Source organism: Gordonia sihwensis NBRC 108236, assembly GCF_000333035.1.
Classification (GTDB): domain Bacteria; phylum Actinomycetota; class Actinomycetes; order Mycobacteriales; family Mycobacteriaceae; genus Gordonia; species Gordonia sihwensis.
Genome location: NZ_BANU01000002.1, coordinates 55162 through 74064 on the forward strand (window position 1 = coordinate 55162; position 18903 = coordinate 74064).

18 protein-coding genes and 1 tRNA gene are annotated in these 18903 nt (G+C 68.6%); 9 read left to right on the top strand and 10 right to left on the bottom strand.

The annotated features are described in order from the left end of the window. Window positions 1-20 precede the first annotated feature (20 nt). Complete coding sequence (locus GSI01S_RS01890; protein ID WP_039866711.1) at window positions 21-281, top strand: antitoxin; 261 nt, start codon at window positions 21-23, stop codon at window positions 279-281. Between the two features lie 18 nt (window positions 282-299). Here the strand turns inward: GSI01S_RS01890 and GSI01S_RS01895 are convergent, their stop codons facing one another. Beyond that, window positions 300-953, bottom strand: a complete 654-nt coding sequence (locus GSI01S_RS01895; protein ID WP_006894627.1) for a DNA-3-methyladenine glycosylase — start codon at window positions 951-953, stop codon at window positions 300-302. Between GSI01S_RS01895 and GSI01S_RS01900 the strand changes: the two genes are divergently transcribed. Continuing rightward, complete coding sequence (locus GSI01S_RS01900; RefSeq protein WP_006894629.1) at window positions 931-1368, top strand: type II toxin-antitoxin system Rv0910 family toxin; 438 nt, start codon at window positions 931-933, stop codon at window positions 1366-1368. The genes GSI01S_RS01895 and GSI01S_RS01900 overlap by 23 nt on opposite strands. A 24-nt stretch (window positions 1369-1392) precedes the next feature. Here the strand turns inward: GSI01S_RS01900 and GSI01S_RS19435 are convergent, their stop codons facing one another. The 5 genes from GSI01S_RS19435 to GSI01S_RS01925 all read right to left on the bottom strand — a co-directional run bounded on the left by GSI01S_RS19435 (window position 1393) and on the right by GSI01S_RS01925 (window position 5120). Further along, entirely contained in the window at window positions 1393-2145 is a 753-nt protein-coding gene (locus GSI01S_RS19435) for a hypothetical protein (protein WP_006894631.1), read from the bottom strand. Next, window positions 2142-3191 (bottom strand): COG1361 family protein, encoded by a 1050-nt coding sequence (locus tag GSI01S_RS01910; RefSeq protein WP_006894633.1) that lies wholly within the window; start codon window positions 3189-3191, stop codon window positions 2142-2144. Before GSI01S_RS01910 ends, GSI01S_RS19435 begins: the two co-directional genes overlap by 4 nt. Before the next feature lie 73 nt (window positions 3192-3264). Next, window positions 3265-3801 carry a hypothetical protein gene (locus tag GSI01S_RS01915; protein WP_006894635.1) on the bottom strand — a complete coding sequence of 179 codons (537 nt, stop codon included), beginning with the start codon at window positions 3799-3801 and terminating at the stop codon, window positions 3265-3267. Window positions 3802-4104: 303 nt separating this feature from the next. Next, window positions 4105-4968, bottom strand: coding sequence for a sunset domain-containing protein (locus GSI01S_RS20370; protein ID WP_006894636.1), 864 nt, complete (start codon window positions 4966-4968; stop codon window positions 4105-4107). Between the two features lie 79 nt (window positions 4969-5047). Continuing rightward, window positions 5048-5120: transfer RNA gene (locus GSI01S_RS01925), tRNA-Arg, on the bottom strand. A 211-nt stretch (window positions 5121-5331) separates the two neighbouring features. Here GSI01S_RS01925 and GSI01S_RS01930 point away from each other — a divergent pair. Continuing rightward, on the top strand, window positions 5332-6156 hold the full coding sequence (locus tag GSI01S_RS01930) for an SDR family oxidoreductase (protein ID WP_006894638.1): 825 nt from the start codon (window positions 5332-5334) through the stop codon (window positions 6154-6156). A 5-nt stretch (window positions 6157-6161) separates the two neighbouring features. Further along, on the top strand, window positions 6162-6914 hold the full coding sequence (gene cobF, locus GSI01S_RS01935) for a precorrin-6A synthase (deacetylating) (protein ID WP_006894642.1): 753 nt from the start codon (window positions 6162-6164) through the stop codon (window positions 6912-6914). Between the two features lie 9 nt (window positions 6915-6923). On the opposite strand, the gene GSI01S_RS01940 is transcribed toward cobF, so the two are convergent. Then, entirely contained in the window at window positions 6924-7673 is a 750-nt protein-coding gene (locus GSI01S_RS01940) for a 3'(2'),5'-bisphosphate nucleotidase CysQ (RefSeq protein ID WP_006894643.1), read from the bottom strand. Window positions 7674-7777: 104 nt separating this feature from the next. Here GSI01S_RS01940 and GSI01S_RS01945 point away from each other — a divergent pair, with 104 nt between their 5' ends. Then, a complete protein-coding gene (locus GSI01S_RS01945; RefSeq protein ID WP_006894644.1) occupies window positions 7778-8674 on the top strand; it encodes an Fpg/Nei family DNA glycosylase in 897 nt (298 codons plus the stop codon). Window positions 8675-8721: 47 nt separating this feature from the next. On the opposite strand, the gene GSI01S_RS01950 is transcribed toward GSI01S_RS01945, so the two are convergent. Both GSI01S_RS01950 and GSI01S_RS01955 read right to left on the bottom strand, forming a co-directional pair. Beyond that, the gene (locus GSI01S_RS01950; RefSeq protein WP_006894645.1) at window positions 8722-9924 is read right to left on the bottom strand and encodes a glycoside hydrolase family 183 protein; all 1203 of its coding nucleotides are present in this window, start codon (window positions 9922-9924) and stop codon (window positions 8722-8724) included. A gap of 114 nt (window positions 9925-10038) precedes the next feature. Then, window positions 10039-11388, bottom strand: coding sequence for a glycoside hydrolase family 183 protein (locus GSI01S_RS01955; RefSeq protein WP_006894646.1), 1350 nt, complete (start codon window positions 11386-11388; stop codon window positions 10039-10041). 149 nt (window positions 11389-11537) lie between these two features. Here GSI01S_RS01955 and GSI01S_RS01960 point away from each other — a divergent pair, with 149 nt between their 5' ends. Continuing rightward, window positions 11538-12278 (top strand): SDR family oxidoreductase, encoded by a 741-nt coding sequence (locus GSI01S_RS01960; protein ID WP_006894647.1) that lies wholly within the window; start codon window positions 11538-11540, stop codon window positions 12276-12278. 45 nt (window positions 12279-12323) lie between these two features. Continuing rightward, on the top strand, window positions 12324-14021 hold the full coding sequence (gene pgi / locus GSI01S_RS01965; protein ID WP_081598048.1) for a glucose-6-phosphate isomerase: 1698 nt from the start codon (window positions 12324-12326) through the stop codon (window positions 14019-14021). 24 nt (window positions 14022-14045) lie between these two features. Here pgi and GSI01S_RS01970 read toward each other — a convergent pair whose 3' ends face one another. Then, a complete protein-coding gene (locus GSI01S_RS01970) occupies window positions 14046-14333 on the bottom strand; it encodes a chorismate mutase (protein WP_231650238.1) in 288 nt (95 codons plus the stop codon). 133 nt (window positions 14334-14466) lie between these two features. On the opposite strand from GSI01S_RS01970, the gene GSI01S_RS01975 reads away from it, so the two are divergent. Together GSI01S_RS01975 and GSI01S_RS01980 are read left to right on the top strand one after the other, a co-directional pair. Further along, window positions 14467-16323, top strand: coding sequence for a TgpA N-terminal domain-containing protein (locus GSI01S_RS01975; protein ID WP_006894650.1), 1857 nt, complete (start codon window positions 14467-14469; stop codon window positions 16321-16323). Between the two features lie 65 nt (window positions 16324-16388). Continuing rightward, the gene (locus tag GSI01S_RS01980; RefSeq protein WP_006894651.1) at window positions 16389-18896 is read left to right on the top strand and encodes a UvrD-helicase domain-containing protein; all 2508 of its coding nucleotides are present in this window, start codon (window positions 16389-16391) and stop codon (window positions 18894-18896) included. Window positions 18897-18903 lie beyond the last annotated feature (7 nt).

Here is an 18903-nt window from a genome sequence, read left to right on the forward strand (position 1 = left end):
AGTCGACGTACCATCGGCACATGGATCTCAAAGGACTCGTGGACAAGGCCAAGGACGCGCTGAAGTCGAACCCCGATCTCATCGAGAAGGGCGGCGACCTAATCGACAAGGCCACCGGCAACAAGTACGCCTCGCAGGTCGACAAGGCTCAGGACGCCGCGCGCAAGGCGGTCGGTGCCGAGCAGTCGAAGCCCGAGGACCGCAGAGCCGAGCACGCCCCGGCCGAGCAGCCCCAGGCCGAACAGGCCGAACCGCCGAAGGGCGAAGGCCCGGCCCAGTAGGCAACTCCCGGGGGTCGGTCAGGCCCGTGGATGCCGCCGGTACGCCGACACCGACGGCTCGCCGTCGATCCAGAACCGCCACGGTCGGTCGGCGGCGAGCCGGACGCCCACGCGCGGCCCGGCGATCACGTGCCCGCCGGCGGTCGGATCCGACGCCGGGTCGGCGGGCAGCAGGTGCACGCCGACCGGATCGAGCAGATCGGTGTCGAGGTCGGCTTTGGTGATTCCGAGCGCGCGGGTGAGATTGCCCGGGCCGCGTGCGAGGAGATGCTCGGCGACGCCTCCGCGGCGGTCGCGGGCCGCCTGCACTCCGTCGATCACCGCGCCGGCTCGGATCAGCACCGCCGAGCCCTGCCCCTCCGGACTGGTGACCACGTTCGCGCAGTGGTGGGTGTGGATCTGATACACGTACAGGCGGTTCGGCGGACCGTACATGATCTCCGACCGCGGCGTCCGGGTGAACGCGTGCGAAGCGGGGTCGTCGGGCCCGTTGTAGGCCTCCACTTCGGTGATTCGCACCGACACGCCGTGCCCCACCAGGACACGGTTCAGGAGCGACCGCGCCGCCGCGAGGATCGTCGGCTCGGGTGCCGTCCCGGCGTGGGCCGGATCTACCTGTGACGCGCGGTGGCGGTTAGTCTCTGTACTCATGGCAAAGACCAGTGACTCCATTCATGTCGCGCTCTCCCCGGAAGACGCCTTCAAGTGTGCCGCCGATCTCGCCCGGTACGACGACTGGCTGGTCCTCCACGACGGCTGGCGCAGCCCGCTGCCCGCCCCCGACGACCTCAAGAAGGGCACCGCGGTCTCGTCGGTGGTCTCCGTCAAGGGGGCGCGCGTGCGGTTCGCGTGGGAGATCGAGAAGCTCGACCGGCCCGGCGAGGTCGTGCTCAAGGGTAACGGCAAGGGCGGAGTGAAGGCCAAGATCAACCTGCTCGTGAAGCCGGAGGGCGACGGCTCCCGGGTCACGTTCCTCATCGACCTCGGCGGTCTGCCGCTGATCGGACCGGCGGGCAAGGCCGCGGCGATGGCGGTCAAGGGCGACATCGAGAAGTCGCTCGTCAAGTTCAACGAATTGTTCGGCTGAGCCCGGCAGAGCGGAGCCGACCGATCAGTACGCCGACACGGTGATCGTTCCCGTGTAGGTGCACATCGAGGCGCCGTTCGGGTAGGCGACGGTGAGCGCCGGAGTCCAGGTGCCGGTGTTGAGAACACCGTTCAGCCCAGATCCGCCGCTGGTGAACACGGTCTTCGGCGACGCGAGCGTCTGCGGGCCGGTCGCGGTGCCCGCGACGCCGGCGGGCGCCGTCGCACTGTAGGTGACCTGCGATTTAGGAATCACTGCGCCGTTCGGGCAGGTGAAGTCCGTCGAAGACGCGCTCGCGGACCAGCCCTGTCCCTGCCACGTACTCACCGTGACGGCGGGCAGGATGCCGGTGGCGCTGGTGGCGTACGGCACGATGGTCCCGTAGGAGCCCGCCGAGACCGACAGATCCGATGCCGCCGACGGCGCGACGGCGGCGCGTCCGTGTTTCACGTCCTCGGTGGACGGGTTCGAGGAAGTCGTCGAGGTCGCCGGGGACACCGACGACGGGGGACGGCTGGTGGCGGCCTCGGGGGTGGTCTCGGTGATGGGCTCAGTGGTCTCCGCGGTAGGCGTGACAGTCGGCTCCGCGGTCGGAACCACGGCCGTCGTGTCCGGAGCCGGCGACTCGGAGAACTGCGCATCCGCGGAATCGGCCGGCGACGTCGTCGACGTGGTCGATTCAGAGGGTGTGGCCGAGGCGGGGCAGACGCCGACAGCCAACACTCCGGCAGTCGCGAGGGCGACGGTGCCGAGCGCGGCCCTCAGTGCGCTGTTCACACGGACTCTCCCGGCCCGGACGACGATCCCCGGCGTCGTCGGAGCAGCCACGCGGCGATGCCCGCCAGTGCTGCGGCGGCGATGACGACGATCGTGACGATCAGCGCGGTGTTCGACGATCCTTCGGTCTGATCCGACTGGTCGAAGGTGATCGATGCGGTCGAGTCGTGCGTGTGCACCCCGCTCTCCAACTGCACCTCGGCCTTCCACGGGCCGTCCGGGAGCTGTGCGCTGTTCGGGACTGCGAACACGACGTCGGCCGACTCACCCGGAGCGATGGTCATGCCCTTCGACGAGACCGCCTTGGCGGAGAGCCCTCCGGGTCCCTCACTCAGCTTCAGGGTGCCGGTGACGTCGACGGCGCGCCCTCCGGTATTCGTGACGTGGGCGGTCACTTCGGCGCCGTTGTCCGCACCGCGACGTCCCTCGAGCTTCTCGATCGCGAAGTCCGACGGCGGGCCGTTGCCGGGTCCGGTGGAGAGGTACATGCGGACGCCGACACGGGATGCGAGGCCGATGCCGGTCTCCTTGTTCTGGTTCGGCACCGTGGACGCCCAAATGACGCCGTACTGCTCCATCTCCGGCGCGTCCTTGGGTACGGCGATCGTCACCGCGACTCTGGCCTTCTGTCCCGGCGCGAGGTTCAGATTCGGCTTGTCGACGCTCGTCCACGACGTCAGGAGGTTCTTCGTTCCCGGCTCGCCCGGGACGAAGCTGCCGTCGACGATGCCGGCCGGTCCCGGGTAGACGGCGATCTTCATCGCGGTGTCGGTGCCGTTCGTCACCTGGACATGGCGTGTGATCGTGGTGCCGGGGTTCAGGTTGTCGATGATGTAGAGCTGCGCCCGAGGATCGTCCTTCGACTTCGCGGGGACGTCGAGCAGTCGGATACCGATGGAACCGTCCGGCGTTCCGCGGTCGGCCGGTGCCGTCGACGATCCGGGCGCGGCACCGGCGACGGCGGGACCGGTGAGGAGGACGACACCGGTCAGGAGGGCCGCTGTCAGCGTCGCGAGAAGTGCACGGAGGGAGGAGGTGGGGCGCATGCTGGGCTTTCGAGTGCGGTGGCCGGGACACGCGCGGTGCGTGTCCCGGCCACGAGGTTCTAGCCTGTCGGGGTCAGGCGACGGAGACGGTCACGGTGCCGGAATAGCTCCCAATCGGCAGACCGCCGGTGGGGAAGTCGACCGTCAGAGCCGGACTCCAGGTGATGATCTCGAGCGGCCAGGTGAGGCCGGTCCGGGTGACGACGGTAGCGGGGGATCCGAGGCTCTTCTCTCCCTGCCCGGTGACGTCGCCGCCGCCGACCTTGCCGATGATCGCGTTCGCCTCGTACTTCACGTCGGAGGCGGGAATCGTGACGCCCTGACCGGTGAAGTCGGTGGAGGATGCCGTGGTCTCCCAGGAGCGGGGAGAGCCATTGCGATTGTCGGTCACCGAGGCCGTCGGGAGGCCCCCGGTCGCCAGGGTGCCGTTCGCGTTCGGGACGATGGCGCCGAGCGGCCCCGCGGTGATCGACAGATCGCCGCCCTGGCCGGCCACGACGAAGGTCACCTGGGTGTCGGCCGATGGTGCGGCCTCGGCAGCGCCGGAGGGGACGAGGATTCCGGCGGCGGCAGCGGCGGCCACCGCCGCGACGAGTGGGAGTTTGCGCATGTTTCGGGGCTCTCTGGTGATGTGGCCGATCGGGTGGGAGGAACCTCGGCGACCTGATCGGGTAGACGGCGAGGTGTGCCCGACAGGCGGGCGCGCCGACGGGTGTCAGCGCGCGAAACATAACGCGATGTGCCGACTATGAAGCGGGGTCGGGCCGCACTTCGTGTGATCGTCGGACAGTTCCTGTGCCGCAGTGCCGGCCGGTGGCACAAATCAGCGGTTCCGCCGTCGTGTGGAGAGCCGTCGTGTGGAGCCGTCGTGTGGTGGTGCGTCCTCAGGGGGGCGCGGCCCGGATCGACGGTGTCAGTCCCCAGCCGGCGCGAAGCCGCCTTTATCTGCGGTCGGAGCCGTGGCGAACCAGAGGTCGGGTGTCACTGACGCATACTCGGCGTCGGCCGGTCGGTAGTACAGGCCCGATTCGACGATCGCCTTGATCGGGTACCCGTCGGGTGCTTGCATCGGATCGTTCGGCAGCGGGCGCGACGCCCCGATCGGCAGCGGCACCTCTCCGCCCTGGGAAGGGACTCGCGCGCCCGGCCGCACGGGCACCTCGGCGGCCTTCGCCGCTGCGGCGGCCGCCTCGGCCCTTGCGATCGCGTCCGCGGCGCTCGTCTCCCGGCCGTCCGCCAAGGCCCGCAGCCGGTCCGCGCGCTCGTCGGTGACCGGAGGGAATCCCGGGCCGGTCGCCGGGGAATATGTCTTGTAGTTGTAGGAGTTCAGTCCGCGCAGCCACGCCAGCATCAGGCCGACGAGCGGGATCAGCAGCAGGAGCATCCACCACCAGGCGGAGATGCCGTCGTCTGAGGCTTCGGCCTCACTCGCGGCAGCATTCGTGGAGAAAAGAACGATGTGGGACCCGTTGGACGGCGTCCGAACTCTGTTCGTCTGCTCGTTCTTCGCGCCTGCATCTTCGAACACGACTTCCTGCGCGCCCGACTCCGCGGTCCACACGATGACGCCGTTCTCATACAGCTGCCGGTAACCGTCGCCTGATTGGGTCAGATCGCCCTGCTGCTCACCGAGGGAATCCTCCATGGTGACCGAGAGTTGGTTGATCGCCTGCCGTGCGTCGTCGCGCGTGTCGGCGTGAGCGGGGGTCGGAACCGACAGCGCGGCGGTGACCGCGACGGCCAGTCCGAGGGTGAGTGCGCGGATTCGCGACGTCATCACTGAGAGATCCTCCTGAGCTGAGCAGCACTGCGGGTGCTTCGCTCACGACTCTAGACACAGCACTCTGGACACTGCGTGCTCCCGGTAGGATTCGAACCTACGACACCCGCTTTAGGAGAGCGGTGCTCTATCCCCTGAGCTACGAGAGCGGGGACCGCGGTGAGCGTCATCGGTTCGCCGCCGGCCCGGTCGGCGGCCGAGATGGGGACGCGGTCGCCGACGAGGAGAAGTCTACGTCACCGGCTCGGCTGCGACGCCGAGCGCCTCTGCTCCTCCGCACCCGCGACGCTCACTCCACATCGCCGGTGTCCGGACCGGTCGTTCGCCCCGCGGCCCGCTGTCCCGGCTACCGTAGGTGCCATGACCAAATCGATCACCGGGCAGCGGACTGTGCTGGTCACCGGAGCGAGCAGCGGAATCGGGGAGGCCGTGGCGCGACAGTTCGTGGCGCTCGGACACAAGGTGTACGGCACCAGTCGCAACCCGGACTCGGTGCGCAACCCGATCCCGGGTGTCACGTACCTGCGCCTCGACAACGAGGACTACGCGTCGGCCACCGAGTGCGCCGAGGCTGTCGGCGATCTCGACATCCTCATCAACAACGCGGGAGAGAGTGCCGCGGGTGCCTTCGAGGACACGCCGATGGACGCCGTCGAGCACCTGTTCAAGGTCAACGTCTTCGGGCCGGTCGCGCTGACGAAGGCGGTGCTGCCGCGTATGCGCCATCGTCGTACCGGGACCATCGTGATGGTGGGGTCGATGCTCTCGAGCTTCCCGGTCGCGTTCCGCACCAACTACGCGGCCACCAAGTCGGCGCTCAAGGGCTACGCGATGGCGCTGCGCCGCGAGGTGGCGCCGTACGGAATCCGCGTCACCACCGTCGAACCCGGCACCATCGCGACGGGGATCGGCGAGCGGCGCACCATCCACATCAAACCCGACTCGGTGTACCGGGAGGAGTACGAGACCCTCGCGGCGGCGACGCGCCGCAATGAGGCGAAGGGGATCTCGGCGGCGTCGATGGCGCAGGAGATCGTCGAAGCCGCGCTCGCGGAGCACCCGCGACCGCTGTACGCCCGCGGCAATCGGGCGCCGATCGTCTTCGCACTGCGGCGTCTGGTTCCGCGTCAAACGGTGCTCGACCTCACCGCGCGCATCCACGGCTTGAAGAAGGTGCGGCTCTGAACGCCGTGTTGCTGCGCGTCATCGGGATCGGACCGGGGTCGCCGCGCCAGATCACACTGGAGGCGGTGGACGCTATCGGCGCCACGGACGTCTTCTTCCTGCTCGACAAGGGCTCTCGCACAAGCGAACTGACCGCCCTCCGGGAGAAGTTCCTGACCGAGTACGGTGCGCCCGGACATCGCGTGGTGGCGATCGCCGACCCGCCGCGCGATCGTCGTCCCGACGATTACGAGGCCGAGGTCCGGCGCTGGCACGCCGCGCGCGTCGACGCGGTGCGGGCCGCGGTCTCCGAGCATCTGCGTCCCGGCGAGACCGGCGGTTTCCTGGTGTGGGGCGATCCCGCTCTGTACGACTCCACACTCCGCATCCTGGACCAGCTCGCCGCGCGCGACGACGTCTCCGTCGAGGTCGAGGTGATCGCCGGTGTGACGAGCGCGTCGGCGCTGACCGCCGCGCACGGGATCGTCGCGCACGGCATCGGCGAACCGATCCTGACCACCACGGGCCGCCGGCTCTCGGCCACGCCCGCGGGTGCCGACGCCAATCAGATCGTCATGCTCGATTCCGACCTCGCCTTCCGGGAGACGGCCGCGCCCGACGACCTGGTGTACTGGGGCGCCTACCTGGGCACCGAACACGAGATCCTGGTGAGCGGCCGGGTGGCGGACGTGACCGCGGAGATCGAGGAGAAGCGGGCGCGAGCGCGTGAACGGCTCGGCTGGATCATGGACATCTACCTGCTGCAGAAGGCTCGCTGAGCGGCCCCTTCACCAGGGTGTCGCGACCGCCTCGAGAACGGCGTCGGCGATCTCCGTGCGGCAGATGACGAAGTCGGGCATGTACGGCTGCGGGTTGTTGTAGACGATCGGCCGTCCGTCGAGCCGGCTGCAATGCAGTCCCGCCGCCAGCGCGACGCCGACCGGCGCGCAGTTGTCCCACTCGTACTGGCCGCCGGAGTGCACGTAGGCGTCGACATCGCCGCGGACCACGGCCATCGCCTTGGCGCCCGCCGAACCGATGCGGATCGCGTCCATGCCGAGCCGATCGGCGACCGCCGCGGAATGATACGAGTGTCCGTACCGCGACACCGCGAGTCGGCCCGTGAGCGGCCCGTGAGTGGCCGGTACGTCGTCGCTGCGGAACACCTCGTTCTTCGCCGGGAGCGACACCGCGGCCGCGGTCGGCGTGCCGTCCACCGTGAGCGCGACGTGCACCGCCCAGTCCGATGTACCCATCGCGAACTCGCTCGTGCCGTCGAGCGGATCGATGATCCACACCCGCTCGGCGCGCGAGCGGTCGCCGACGTCCTCGGCCTCCTCCGAGAGCACGGCGTCCCGTCCTCGGTGCCTGCGCAGGACGGTGGAGATCCACGCTTGCGCCAGTGCGTCTCCCACATCGCCGACCAGGGGACCGGTGAGCAGATCCCGGTGGCGGATGCCCAGGAGGATCTCGCCCGCGCCTTCGGCGATCGCGGCGGCGAGTTCGGCGTCGGACATCGCGGGAGGGGACGGGCGCATCCTCTAACTAGAACACACCGGCGCAGGCTGGAGCACCGGCGGATTTCCGGTCGGGTCGGTCCGGCGCACGTGAGAAAGTCCGACCCGTGGCGCACACTGGGGGCATGCCGGAGCTTCCCGAAGTGACCGCCATCGCGACGTACCTCGACTCGCGGGCCGCCGGCCTGCCGATCCGGCGGGTCGACGTCGCCTCGCTCGCCGTGCTCAAGACCGCCGATCCGCCGTACACGGCGCTGACGGGCCGCATCGTGTCGAGCGTCGACCGTATCGGGAAGTACCTGGTGATCCGGACCGCGCCCGGGCCCGCGGCCGGCGATGCCGCGGTCGACGACGAGATCGACCTGGTGATCCACCTGTCCCGTGCCGGGTGGGTGCGTTGGAGCGACTCGCTCTCGCAGACTCCGCCGAAACCGGGAGGCAAGGGCCCCATCGCGCTGCGCGTTCACTGCGGGCTGCCCGGTGAGGGCTTCGACGTCACCGAGGCCGGGACACAGAAGCGGCTGGCGGCCTGGATCGTGCGCGACACCGCAGAAGTGGAACGGATCGCCGGCCTCGGGCCCGACGTTCTGGCGCTGGACCGCGACCAGTTCGCTGCGCTCCTCGCCGGCAGCAGCGCGCGGATCAAGAACCTGCTGACCGATCAGCGGGTCGTCGCCGGGGTGGGCAACGCCTACTCGGACGAGATCCTGCACACCGCTCGGCTGTCGCCCTTCGCCACGTCGAAGAGCCTCTCGGACAAGCAGATCGACGACCTGTACCGGGCCGTCCGCTCGGTGCTGCACGATGCGATCGAACGGCTCGAAGGACAGGAGGTGGCCCGCCTCAAGTCGGAGAAGCGCACCGGGCTTCGGGTCCACGCGCGCACCGGCCTGCCCTGTCCGGTGTGCGGCGACACCGTCCGTGAGGTGTCCTTCGCCGACCGCTCGTTCCAGTACTGCCCGACGTGTCAGACGGGCGGCAAGGTGCTGGCCGACCGCCGGATGTCGCGGCTGCTGAAGTAGGGGATCGACGCGCGTGGCCGCTGCGCTCCGGTCGTCGACCGCCGCTCCTACACCCGCGTACGCACTAGGAGCACGTTGTAGTCGTCCCAGCGGCTCGCGTTGAAGTAGAGATCGGGACCGGTGCCGCGCAGGGCGGGTGAGTTCGGGAGCATCATCGGCGCGTACAGATCCAGGCTCGCCGGAGCGATCCGGCGCGGGCCGCTCCACGGGCCCTGCGGAGACGGTGCCGTGCGCATCAGCACGCCGCGCGGGCTGTCGAGCATCACGTACTTGTTCAGGAAGGGACTCCAGGCCACCGACAGTTCGGTGACCGGTCCGCGCACCACCGGTCGCGCGGCGTCGGGCGACGGCGCCCAGCCGCGCCCGGTCCAGTACTGATACCTGCCGAGGTCGAGGATGTCGGCGGGCCGGAAGCGAGCGACGTACGCGGAACCGAAGCGGCCGTTCGGGGTGCCGTACTGGTAGATCCAGCCGGCGTCGGCGCCGCGCCCCTTCACGTAGGCGCTCTGCTGGAAGTGCGCGTCACCGGCCCGGATCGACGGCGAGCCCGCTCCGGTGGGCACCGTGACTCCGGCATTGACGCGGATGGTGTTCTGCGGGGTGGACCAGGTGCGGCCGTTGTCGTTCGAGACCGCCGTCGCCGAGTAGTTCGTGTACCAGACACTGGGCGGGCCCCAGGCTCGGACCGACATGTAGTTGACGTACTGCCGGCCGCCGACCGAGATGCCGGCGGTCGGAATCGTGGTCTTCTCGATGCCGTCGAACCCGAGCGCGCCGAACATCTGGCCGGCGTAGCCGCTGCCGTCGAGGCGCAGCCCGTCGGACAGGTTCCGGTCGGACGACCGCAACAGCGCGTTGTGGCGCCACTGCTGATCGCCGGTGAGGCAGTTGCCGAAGGTGTCGCCGAAAGCGAGGAGCGTCTGCCCGCGGCCGTTGTCCCAGGCGACTCCGACATCGGTGCCGGAGACGCCGAACCGTCCGAAGGTCCTATTGGGGCTGCGGGGACCGGTGACCCACGCGACGGTCGCGGTGGTCCCGTCGTCGTAGGCGGGCATGGCCTTCTGCGGACCGGCCGGGGCGCCGCCGCGGGGCAGGAACTTGCCGATCACCGGAATCGGGACCACCGGGCCGCTGTTGCTGCAGGCGCGAGCGTCGGCGGGTGCGGTCACCGACAGTGCCGCCGCCGCGGACGCGGCCGTGATGACACAGGCGGTGAGCATCTGGAGCGTTCGGAGTCTCAGACGGCGCATGGTTCCTCATCTGTGGCTGGAGTGCTTACCGTGCCTCTCTTTGGTAACAGGCGGGTTCGGTGCTCGTACAGCGATACGGCACCGGTGTCGCCGACTCGAGGGAAATGGGCGATATCACCGTGACAGGCGAGTTCGCACCAACGCGACGTTGTAGTCGTCCCATCGGCTGCCGTGGAAGTAGAGGTCGGGGCCGGTGCCGGTGAGCGCGGGCGATTGGGGGAGCATCATCGGAGCGTAGAGGCCCAGCGTCCCGGGGACGAGCAGCCTGGGTGCGCTCCACGGTCCTTCGGGATGGTCGGCGGTCCGCATCTGGACCCCGGTGGTGGGACTGTGCAGCATCACGTACTTGTTCAGGAACGGACTCCACGCCACCGACAGTTCGGTGACCGGTGCGGGAAGGACCCTCCCGGCGGAGCCGCCGGGGATGTCGTCGATGGAGTCGGACCAGCCACTGCCGGTCCAGTAGTGATAGCGGCTCAGGTCGAGGACGTCCGACGGCCGGAATCGGGCGAGGTAGGCGCCACCGAACCGGCCGTTCGGGGTGCCGAACTGGTACACCCAGCCGTCATCGTCGCCGTGCCCCTTCACGTAGGCGGCCTGCTGGAACTTGCTGTCGTTGGCGTGAACAGACGGCCATCCCTCCGGGATGGGCAGCGAGACGCCGGCGTTCACGCGGATGGTCGCAGGCGGCGTGGTCCAGGTCTGTCCATTGTCGGAGGAGACCGCGGTCGCGGAGAAATTGGTGTCCCACTGGCCGGGGAGTCCCCACTTCCGGACCGACATGTAGTTCAGGTACTGCTTGCCGTCGATGGCGATCGCAGATGTGGGGATGGTGGTGACCTCGACGCCGCTCCAGCCGATCGCGCCGATCATCTGACGGGCGAAGGCCGGCGCGTCCGCGGCCACCGACGCGCCGGAGTGGACGTCGCCCGGAACGCCGTCCGGCACGGTGAGTCCGTTCGTCAGGTCGTCGTCGGTGGTGCGGAGCAGAACGTTGTGCCGCCACTGCCTGCCCGGTGCCGTGCAGTCACCGAATGTGTCGCCGAAGGCCAGGAGGGTCTGGCCCGCGCCGTTGTCCCAGGCGATGCCCAGATCGGTGCCCGAGATGCCGAAGCGGGTGAAGGTCCGATTCGCGCTGCGGGGTCCGGTGGTCCACGCGACGGTGCGGGTGACTCCGTTGTCGAAGTGCGGGAGTGGGCCCTGTGGTCCTTGCGCGGCACCCGAACCGGATCCCGACGAACCCAGCGAGCCAGATGAGCCCGGCGATCCCGATGAGCCCAGCGATCCGGTGTCGAAGAAGGGCAGGCTCGACCCGTTGCCCTGGGTGCCGCAGGGTGCCGCGGCGGCGTCTCCGGCTCCCGGAACCGTCACGAGGACGGCCGCAGTGATCGTCGCAGCCGACACAGTGAGGCTGCGGAAGCGGAGGAGGCTGCGGAAGGGAAGGAGGCGGCGGAAGGGAGGCATGGGCTCACTCCTGTTACGCAAGGTGAAATTGTGATCGAAGTTACTAGAGTGACGTTGATCGTCTCATCTCGTCGGTTCGCCGCGCAACGGCGCGTCGGGCCGATCACGCCGCGGTGCCGACCCTCGTCACGGCCGGTAGATTCGGCTGCATGGTTCGCGAGAAGATCATCATCACCGGTGCGAGTTCAGGTCTCGGAGAGGGGATGGCCCGCGAGTTCGCGGCCCGCGGCCGCAGTTTGGGACTCGCGGCGCGACGGATCGATCGGCTGGAATCGCTTGCCGGGCAACTCGAATCATCCGCGCGCCGGGTGGCAGTCAGGCAACTCGACGTGACCGACGCGGATGCGGTCCCAGTGGCCTTCGAGGCGCTGTCGGAGGACCTCGGCGGTGTCGACCGGGTGATCGTGAACGCCGGGCTCGGCAAGGGTGCTCCGATCGGAACCGGACACGCCGCGGCCAACATGGAGACCGTTCAGACCAATCTCGTCGGTGCGCTCGCGCAAGCCGAAGCGGCGATGGAGATCTTCCGCAGGCAGAACGCAGGACACCTCGTCCTGGTGAGTTCGATGAGTGCGGTCCGGGGCCTGCCGAAGGCTCAGACCGCGTACTCGGCCTCGAAGGCAGGAGTCTCGGCCCTCGGACAGGGGCTCAGAGCCGAACTCGCGGGAAGCCCGATCACGGTGACAGTGCTGCTTCCGGGTTACATCGAGACGGACATCAACCGCGGAGTGAAGACCTCGATGATGACCGACACCGAGCGCGGGGTGAAGGCGATGGTCGCGGCGATCGAATCCGAACGCGCCCGCGCGGCGGTTCCGGCGTGGCCGTGGACGCCGATCTCGTGGGCGCTGCGCTACCTGCCGGAGTCGCTCTCGGCGAAGCTGATCTGAGCCACACCTCGCGAGGAACTCGTTCGACCGAATAATGTGGGGACAATGATGACGAATCTGCGTGGACGGCTCGACGGGACGGACGATTTCGACATCACATCGACTGTCTCGTGGCACGCTCTGGCTGCTCACCAGCAGCATGTGTACTCGCTGCACCTGCGTGAACTCTTCGTGATGGATCCTGATCGCGGACGTGATCTGACGGTCGACGCCGCCGATCTGCACATCGACTTCTCCAAGAACCTGATCACCCGGGAGACCGTGGAACTGCTCGCGGCACTCGCCCGTGAGGCCGGTGTGGAAGAGCAGCGCGATGCCATGTTCGCCGGGGCGCATCTGAACACCTCGGAAGACCGTGCCGCGCTGCACATCGCGTTGCGGCTCCCGCGCGACGCCGAACTCGTGGTCGACGGCCAGGACGTGGTGGCCGACGTGCACGCGGTCCTCGATGCGATGGGCGAGTTCACCGACCGGGTGCGCAACGGCGAGTGGACCGGCTACACGGGCAAGCCGATAACCGACGTGGTCAACATCGGTATCGGGGGCAGCGACCTCGGTCCGGTCATGGCGTACGAGGCGCTTCGCCACTACCGTCATCCGGGGATCACCGGGCACTTCGTCTCCAACAGCGACCCGTCCGATCTGGTGTCGGTGCTCGAGGGACTCGACCCCCAGACCACGCTGTTCGTCGTCTCGTCGAAGACCTTCACCACCCTCGAGACCATCACCAACGCGACCGCGGCGAAACGGTGGCTGCTGCGCGAGCTCGGGGTCGACGGGGCCGACTCGGACGCGGTCGCCAAGCATTTCGTCGCCGTCAGCACCAACACCGACGAGGTCGCGAAGTTCGGTATCGACACCGCCAACATGTTCGGATTTTGGAACTGGGTGGGCGGCCGCTACTCGATCGACTCGGCGATCGGGCTGTCGTTGATGATCGCCATCGGCCGTGAGCTGTTCGGCGAATTCCTCGCCGGTTTCCACGCGATGGACGAGCACTTCCGGACCGCGCCGCTGGAGCGGAACGCGCCGGCGATCCTCGCGCTGGTGGGTCTGTGGTACTCCAACTTCTGGGATGCGCAGTCGCAGGCCGTGCTGCCGTACTCCGACGACATGGCTCGGTTTCCGGCATACCTGCAGCAGCTGACGATGGAGTCGAACGGGAAGTCGGTCACCGCCGCCGGACATCACGTCACCTCGCCGACCGGCTCGATCTACTGGGGTGAGCCGGGGACCAACGGGCAGCACGCCTTCTACCAGCTCCTGCATCAGGGGACCTGGCTGATCCCGGCCGATTTCATCGGGTTCGCGCAACCGCTCGACGACCTGCCCGCGGCCGACGGACGTTCGATGCACGACATCCTGATGAGCAACTTCTTCGCACAGACGCAGGTGCTCGCCTTCGGCAAGACCGCCGACGACATCGCCGCCGAGGGGGTGCCGCCGAAGCTGGTGCCGCACAAGGTGATGCCCGGAAACCGCCCGTCGACGTCGATTCTGGCGCCCAAGCTCACGCCCTCGGTCCTCGGACAACTGATCGCACTCTACGAGCACGAGACCTTCGTGAAGGCGATGATCTGGGGGATCAACCCCTTCGACCAGTGGGGTGTGGAACTCGGGAAGAAGCAGGCCGTCGATCTGCTCGGCGTGATCAGCGACGACGCCGCGCCTGCGCCGCTGCCGGACTCGTCGACCGACGCACTGGTGCGCTGGTACCGCACCGAACGCGGCCGGCCGTCCTGAGGCCGCCGGGAGGCAGGGAGGTCGCTAACGCCCCAGCGGTCCACGGCCCAGTCTCAGGAGCAGCATCGCGAGGGTGTGTCCCTCGGACCCCAGCGCGGAGAAGCGGTCGAGGACCTTCATCTCGCGGCTGTGCACCAGGCGCGGTCCACCCGTAGCCATGCGGTGCGCGCCGATCTTCTTCGACACGGCGCTGCGCCGCTGAATGGCGGCGAGGATGACGGCGTCCATGCGGTCGATCTCGACTCGGAGTTCCTCGATGTCGTCGGGCAGGGCGGTGACATCGTCGCTCAGCCCCAGCGCTTCCAGATCCAGCGCGAACCGTCCGCCGCCGTCGTTTCCGTGGGCCGCGCCGTCATTGGTCTGCTGATCATCCTGGTCACTCACGTCTTCCGATTTTGCCACGCAGGGTTCGCAGGCGTGGCGGCGCGTAGTGAACAATGCAGTGATGACCACCGCCGCGATGACCACCGCGAGAACGACCGCCGCGAGAAGAGTCGGAGCACTGGCACTGGCGCTGATCATGGTGCAGCTCGTCGTGCGCGCGGTGCTGGTGATCTGGGGAAACTTCTACTGGGACGACCTCATCCTCATGGGGCGGGCGTCCACGTACCCGATTCCGTCGTGGGATTTCCTGGGTTACAGCCACGACGGCCACTTCATGCCCGCCGCGTTCCTGGTCGCCGGGCTCACCACGGCACTGGCCCCCGTGCAGTGGTGGCTGCCCGCGCTGACGCTGGTGGTCCTGCAGGCGGTCGCCTCACTGGCGGTGTGGCGGATGATCCGCATCCTCGCGCCGCGGGCGGGGGGCTGGGCGCTGGCCGCCCTGTGCTTCTATCTGTTCGTTCCGATGACCGTCAGTGCCTACGTCTGGTGGGCGGCCGGTCTGAACACCCTGCCGATGCAGGCCGCGATGGCAGTCGTGGTCGGCAACGCGGTAGCGCTGGTCCGCGACCGCCCGGACCCGGTGCGCAGCCGGCGTCTGCTGATCGGCGCGGTGGCCGCCTTCGTGGTCGGTCTGCTGTTCTTCGAGAAGTCACTGTTCATCCTGCCCGTCGCCTTCGTCGCGGCGGTTCTCGCGCTCCGCAGTCGCTCATCGGCCCGCTGGGACGATGAGGCCGACTACCGATCGTCACCGCTGAGCCAGGCCTTTCTTCGGGCTCGTCCGCTGTGGCTGATCCTCGGCGGCGTGTTCGTGGTGTGGGCCGCGGTCTTTCTCGCGACGTCGACGGCCACGGCCGGCGTCCACTCCATCGGGCAGACGGCCCATCTGGTGTGGCGCAGCATCAACAACGCGATCGTGCCCTCGTTCACCGGCGGTCCGTGGGTGTGGGAGCGGTGGACGCCGTCGCCGCCGATGGGATTCCCGAGCGTGTGGATGATCGTCCTCGGGTGGGTGGTGCTGGCGGCGGCGATCGCGATCACCGTGCGCCGCAGACGCGGCGTGGCGCTGATCTGGTTCTTCGCACTGCTGTACGCGGTGGCGGCCCAGATTCCGGTGATGTGGAACCGGTCGAGCGGCAACACCGCGCTCGAGCTGGCGCAGACCATGCGGTACCTGCCCGACACCGCGCTGGTGCTGGCGATCGCGTTGGCCCTGATCGCCGCGGCGCCGTCGATCGGTGCCCACACCGCGGGACCCTCACAGCCCGACCGGCGGATGGCGGTCGCGGCCGCGGTGGCGGGTGTGGCCTTCCTGGTCTCGGCGGTCACGGCCACGATGTCCTTCGGGCAGTCCTGGCGTGACGATCCGACCGGCGACTATCTGCGCACCGCGCGTGCGTCGCTGGCGTCGATGGACGGCAAGACGATGTTCGATCAGCCGGTGCCGCTCGAGGTGCTGCTGCCGGTCGCTTATCCGAACAACATGATCAGCCATGTCTTCGGCCGCCTGCGCGAGCGTCCCGGCTTCGGGAAGGTCACCGATGAGTTGAAGGTCCTCAATCCGGAGGGTCGCCTGGTCGCGGGAGCGGTGTCGCCGGTGCGAACCTTCGAGCCGAGCCGGGGCAGCTGCGCCAAGCCCGGCATCGACGACCTCACCAGGCTGCCGCTGAGCGGCCCGCTGATCGACTGGCAGTGGACCGTCGGTTTCAGCTACTGCGCCGACCGAGCCGGCACCGTGGAACTCCGTCTCGAAGGAGGCGACCCCGTCGAGGTCCCGGTGCGGTCGGGACTGCACGCGGCCTACGTCCAGCTCGACGGGCACGGCACCGAACTCCGGATCCGGCCGGTGACGCCGGGGCTGCGCCTGCACACCGGGGACGGCAGGGTGGGGGCGCCGGTGATGGCCGAGGCGGCGCCGTGACCGATGGTCGGGGGACAGGCGTGACGGCGAGGACTGTCGGGGGCCGAAGGTAGCCTGAAGAGGCCATGAACTCTTCACCTGCCGCCATCGACGAGACCCAGCTGAGCGACCGGGGACGCGAACTCCTCGACGGACTGAACCCCCAGCAGCGAGATGCGGTGCTGCACACCGGGTCGCCGCTGCTGATCGTCGCGGGAGCGGGATCGGGTAAGACGGCCGTGCTGACCCGGCGCATCGCCTTCCTGCTCGCCGAACGGAACGTGACGCCGGGACAGATCCTCGCGATCACGTTCACGAACAAGGCCGCAGCCGAGATGCGCGAGCGGGTGATCGACCTGGTCGGACCGCGCGCGGCCTACATGTGGGTCTCGACCTTCCACTCCACCTGCGTTCGGATTCTGCGGGCGCAGTCGAGCCTGCTCGGTGATCGCAACTCGAACTTCTCCATCTACGACGCCGACGACTCGCGCAGACTGCTCGGCATGGTGGTCCGCGACCTCGACCTGGATCCCAAGAAGTTCAGCCCGCGCGGTGTGGGCACGTTGATCTCCAACTTCAAGAACGAACTGAAGGATCCCGACGACGCCGCGGCGGAGGCGGCGGCCGACGGCCAGAGTGATCTGGCGGCGGGCACCGTCGCCCAGATCTACGCCGAGTACCAGCGTCGGCTGGCGGCGGCGAACGCCTTCGACTTCGACGATCTGATCGGCGAGACGGTGTCGTTGCTGCAGCGGCACCCGAATGTCGCCGAGTACTACCGGCGCCGCTTCCGGCACGTGCTGATCGACGAGTACCAGGACACCAACCACGCACAGTACGTGCTGGTGCGGGAGCTCGTCGGCGAGCAGACGACCCCGAGCGGCCTGGAGCCGTCGGAGCTGTGCGTGGTCGGCGACGCCGACCAGTCGATCTACGCCTTCCGCGGCGCGACGATCCGCAACATCGAGGAGTTCGAGCGCGACTACCCGGACGCCGAGACGATTCTGCTCGAACAGAACTATCGCTCCACCCAGACCATCCTGTCGGCGGCCAACGCCGTCATCTCACGCAACGCGGGACGCCGTGAGAAGAAGTTGTGGACCGATTCGGGCGACGGCGACCTGATCGTCGGTTACGTCGCCGACTCCGACCGCGACGAGGCCGCGTTCATCGCGAAGGAGATAGAGGAACTCGTCGATTACTCGATCGGGGGTTCGGCGAGCCACACGTACGCCGACGTCGCGGTGTTCTATCGCACCAACACCGGGTCGCGGTCGCTGGAGGAGGTCTTCGTCCGCCACGGAATCCCCTACAAGGTGGTCGGCGGCACCAAGTTCTACGAGCGCAAGGAAGTGCGCGACGTGATCGCTTACCTGCGCGTGGTGGCGAACCCCGACGACTCGGTCAGCCTGCGCCGGATCCTCAACACACCGCGGCGCGGGATCGGCGATCGTGCCGAGGCGTGCGTCGCCGTCCATGCGGAGAATCTCGGCATCAGCTTCTACCAGGCGCTGGTGGAGGCGACCGAGAACCGCGTCCCATTGCTCAATACACGCGCGGTCAAGCAGATCACCCTGTTCGTCGACCTCATCGAAGGACTGCGCAGCGACTTCCTGATGGCCTTCGGCGCCGTCGGCGGCGAATCGGTCGACGACGCCGTCGCCGACGCGACCACGGAGGGCGGCGACATCGGCGAACTGGTCGACGCGATCGTCGATCGCAGCGGCTACCGTGCCGAGTTGGAGGCGTCCAACGACCCGCAGGACGCCGCACGGATGGACAACCTCAACGAACTGATCGCCGTCGCCCGAGATTTCAGCATGGAAGCCGCGCAGCGGGCCGATGAGCCGACCGACCCCGACGCGGACGCGGCCGGCGAGGTCGTCGGCGACGGTGAACCCGAGCCCGGCTCGCTCGCGGCGTTCCTGGAGAAGGTGTCCCTCGTGGCCGATGCCGACCAGGTGCCCGACGAGGGAGAGGGCGTCGTCACCCTGATGACGCTGCACACCGCCAAGGGGCTGGAATTCCCCGTCGTCTTCGTCACCGGCTGGGAGGACGGGCACTTCCCGCATATGAGGGCTCTCGGCGATCCGGCCGAACTCAGCGAGGAGCGACGGCTGGCGTATGTCGGGATCACTCGAGCCCGCCAGCGTCTCTATCTGACCCGTGCGATGTCGCGCGCATCGTGGGGACAGCCGGTGTCGAACCCGGGATCGCGGTTCCTGCAAGAGGTTCCGCAGCACTTGATCGACTGGCGGCGTAGCGAGCCGAAGCGTGGCATGCGAGAGTTCGGCTCCCGCGGCGGCAGCTTCGGATTCGGTTCGGCCGGCGGAGGATCGTCCAACGGTTCCGAGTCGGGTTTCGGCTCGGGGCTGCGCGGACGGTCGTCGTACTCGTCCGACCCGACCCGTGGGCGGAACAAGAACGTCCACTACGAGATCGGCGACCGGATGAACCATCCGCAGTACGGGATGGGGAAGGCCGTGGCGAAGGAGGGGAGCGGTGTCACCGAGCGCATCACGTTCGACTTCGGCGGGAAAGTGGGCCGCGTGACGCTGATGACCGTCGGCGGACTGCCGGGGGAGAAGCTGTAGGGCAGGG

What these genes read in the sequence shown, in the direction of transcription:
- GSI01S_RS01890 (WP_039866711.1), top strand. Translation starts at nt 21, where the DNA reads ATGGATCTCAAAGGACTCGTGGACAAGGCCAAGGACGCGCTGAAGTCG.
- GSI01S_RS01900 (WP_006894629.1), top strand. Translation starts at nt 931, where the DNA reads ATGGCAAAGACCAGTGACTCCATTCATGTCGCGCTCTCCCCGGAAGAC.
- GSI01S_RS01895 (WP_006894627.1), bottom strand. Translation starts at nt 953, where the DNA reads ATGGAGTCACTGGTCTTTGCCATGAGTACAGAGACTAACCGCCACCGC.
- GSI01S_RS01910 (WP_006894633.1), bottom strand. Translation starts at nt 3,191, where the DNA reads ATGCGCCCCACCTCCTCCCTCCGTGCACTTCTCGCGACGCTGACAGCG.
- GSI01S_RS01915 (WP_006894635.1), bottom strand. Translation starts at nt 3,801, where the DNA reads ATGCGCAAACTCCCACTCGTCGCGGCGGTGGCCGCCGCTGCCGCCGCC.
- GSI01S_RS20370 (WP_006894636.1), bottom strand. Translation starts at nt 4,968, where the DNA reads ATGACGTCGCGAATCCGCGCACTCACCCTCGGACTGGCCGTCGCGGTC.
- GSI01S_RS01930 (WP_006894638.1), top strand. Translation starts at nt 5,332, where the DNA reads ATGACCAAATCGATCACCGGGCAGCGGACTGTGCTGGTCACCGGAGCG.
- GSI01S_RS01940 (WP_006894643.1), bottom strand. Translation starts at nt 7,673, where the DNA reads ATGCGCCCGTCCCCTCCCGCGATGTCCGACGCCGAACTCGCCGCCGCG.
- GSI01S_RS01945 (WP_006894644.1), top strand. Translation starts at nt 7,778, where the DNA reads ATGCCGGAGCTTCCCGAAGTGACCGCCATCGCGACGTACCTCGACTCG.
- GSI01S_RS01950 (WP_006894645.1), bottom strand. Translation starts at nt 9,924, where the DNA reads ATGCGCCGTCTGAGACTCCGAACGCTCCAGATGCTCACCGCCTGTGTC.
- GSI01S_RS01955 (WP_006894646.1), bottom strand. Translation starts at nt 11,388, where the DNA reads ATGCCTCCCTTCCGCCGCCTCCTTCCCTTCCGCAGCCTCCTCCGCTTC.
- GSI01S_RS01960 (WP_006894647.1), top strand. Translation starts at nt 11,538, where the DNA reads ATGGTTCGCGAGAAGATCATCATCACCGGTGCGAGTTCAGGTCTCGGA.
- pgi (WP_081598048.1), top strand. Translation starts at nt 12,324, where the DNA reads ATGATGACGAATCTGCGTGGACGGCTCGACGGGACGGACGATTTCGAC.
- GSI01S_RS01975 (WP_006894650.1), top strand. Translation starts at nt 14,467, where the DNA reads ATGACCACCGCCGCGATGACCACCGCGAGAACGACCGCCGCGAGAAGA.
- GSI01S_RS01980 (WP_006894651.1), top strand. Translation starts at nt 16,389, where the DNA reads ATGAACTCTTCACCTGCCGCCATCGACGAGACCCAGCTGAGCGACCGG.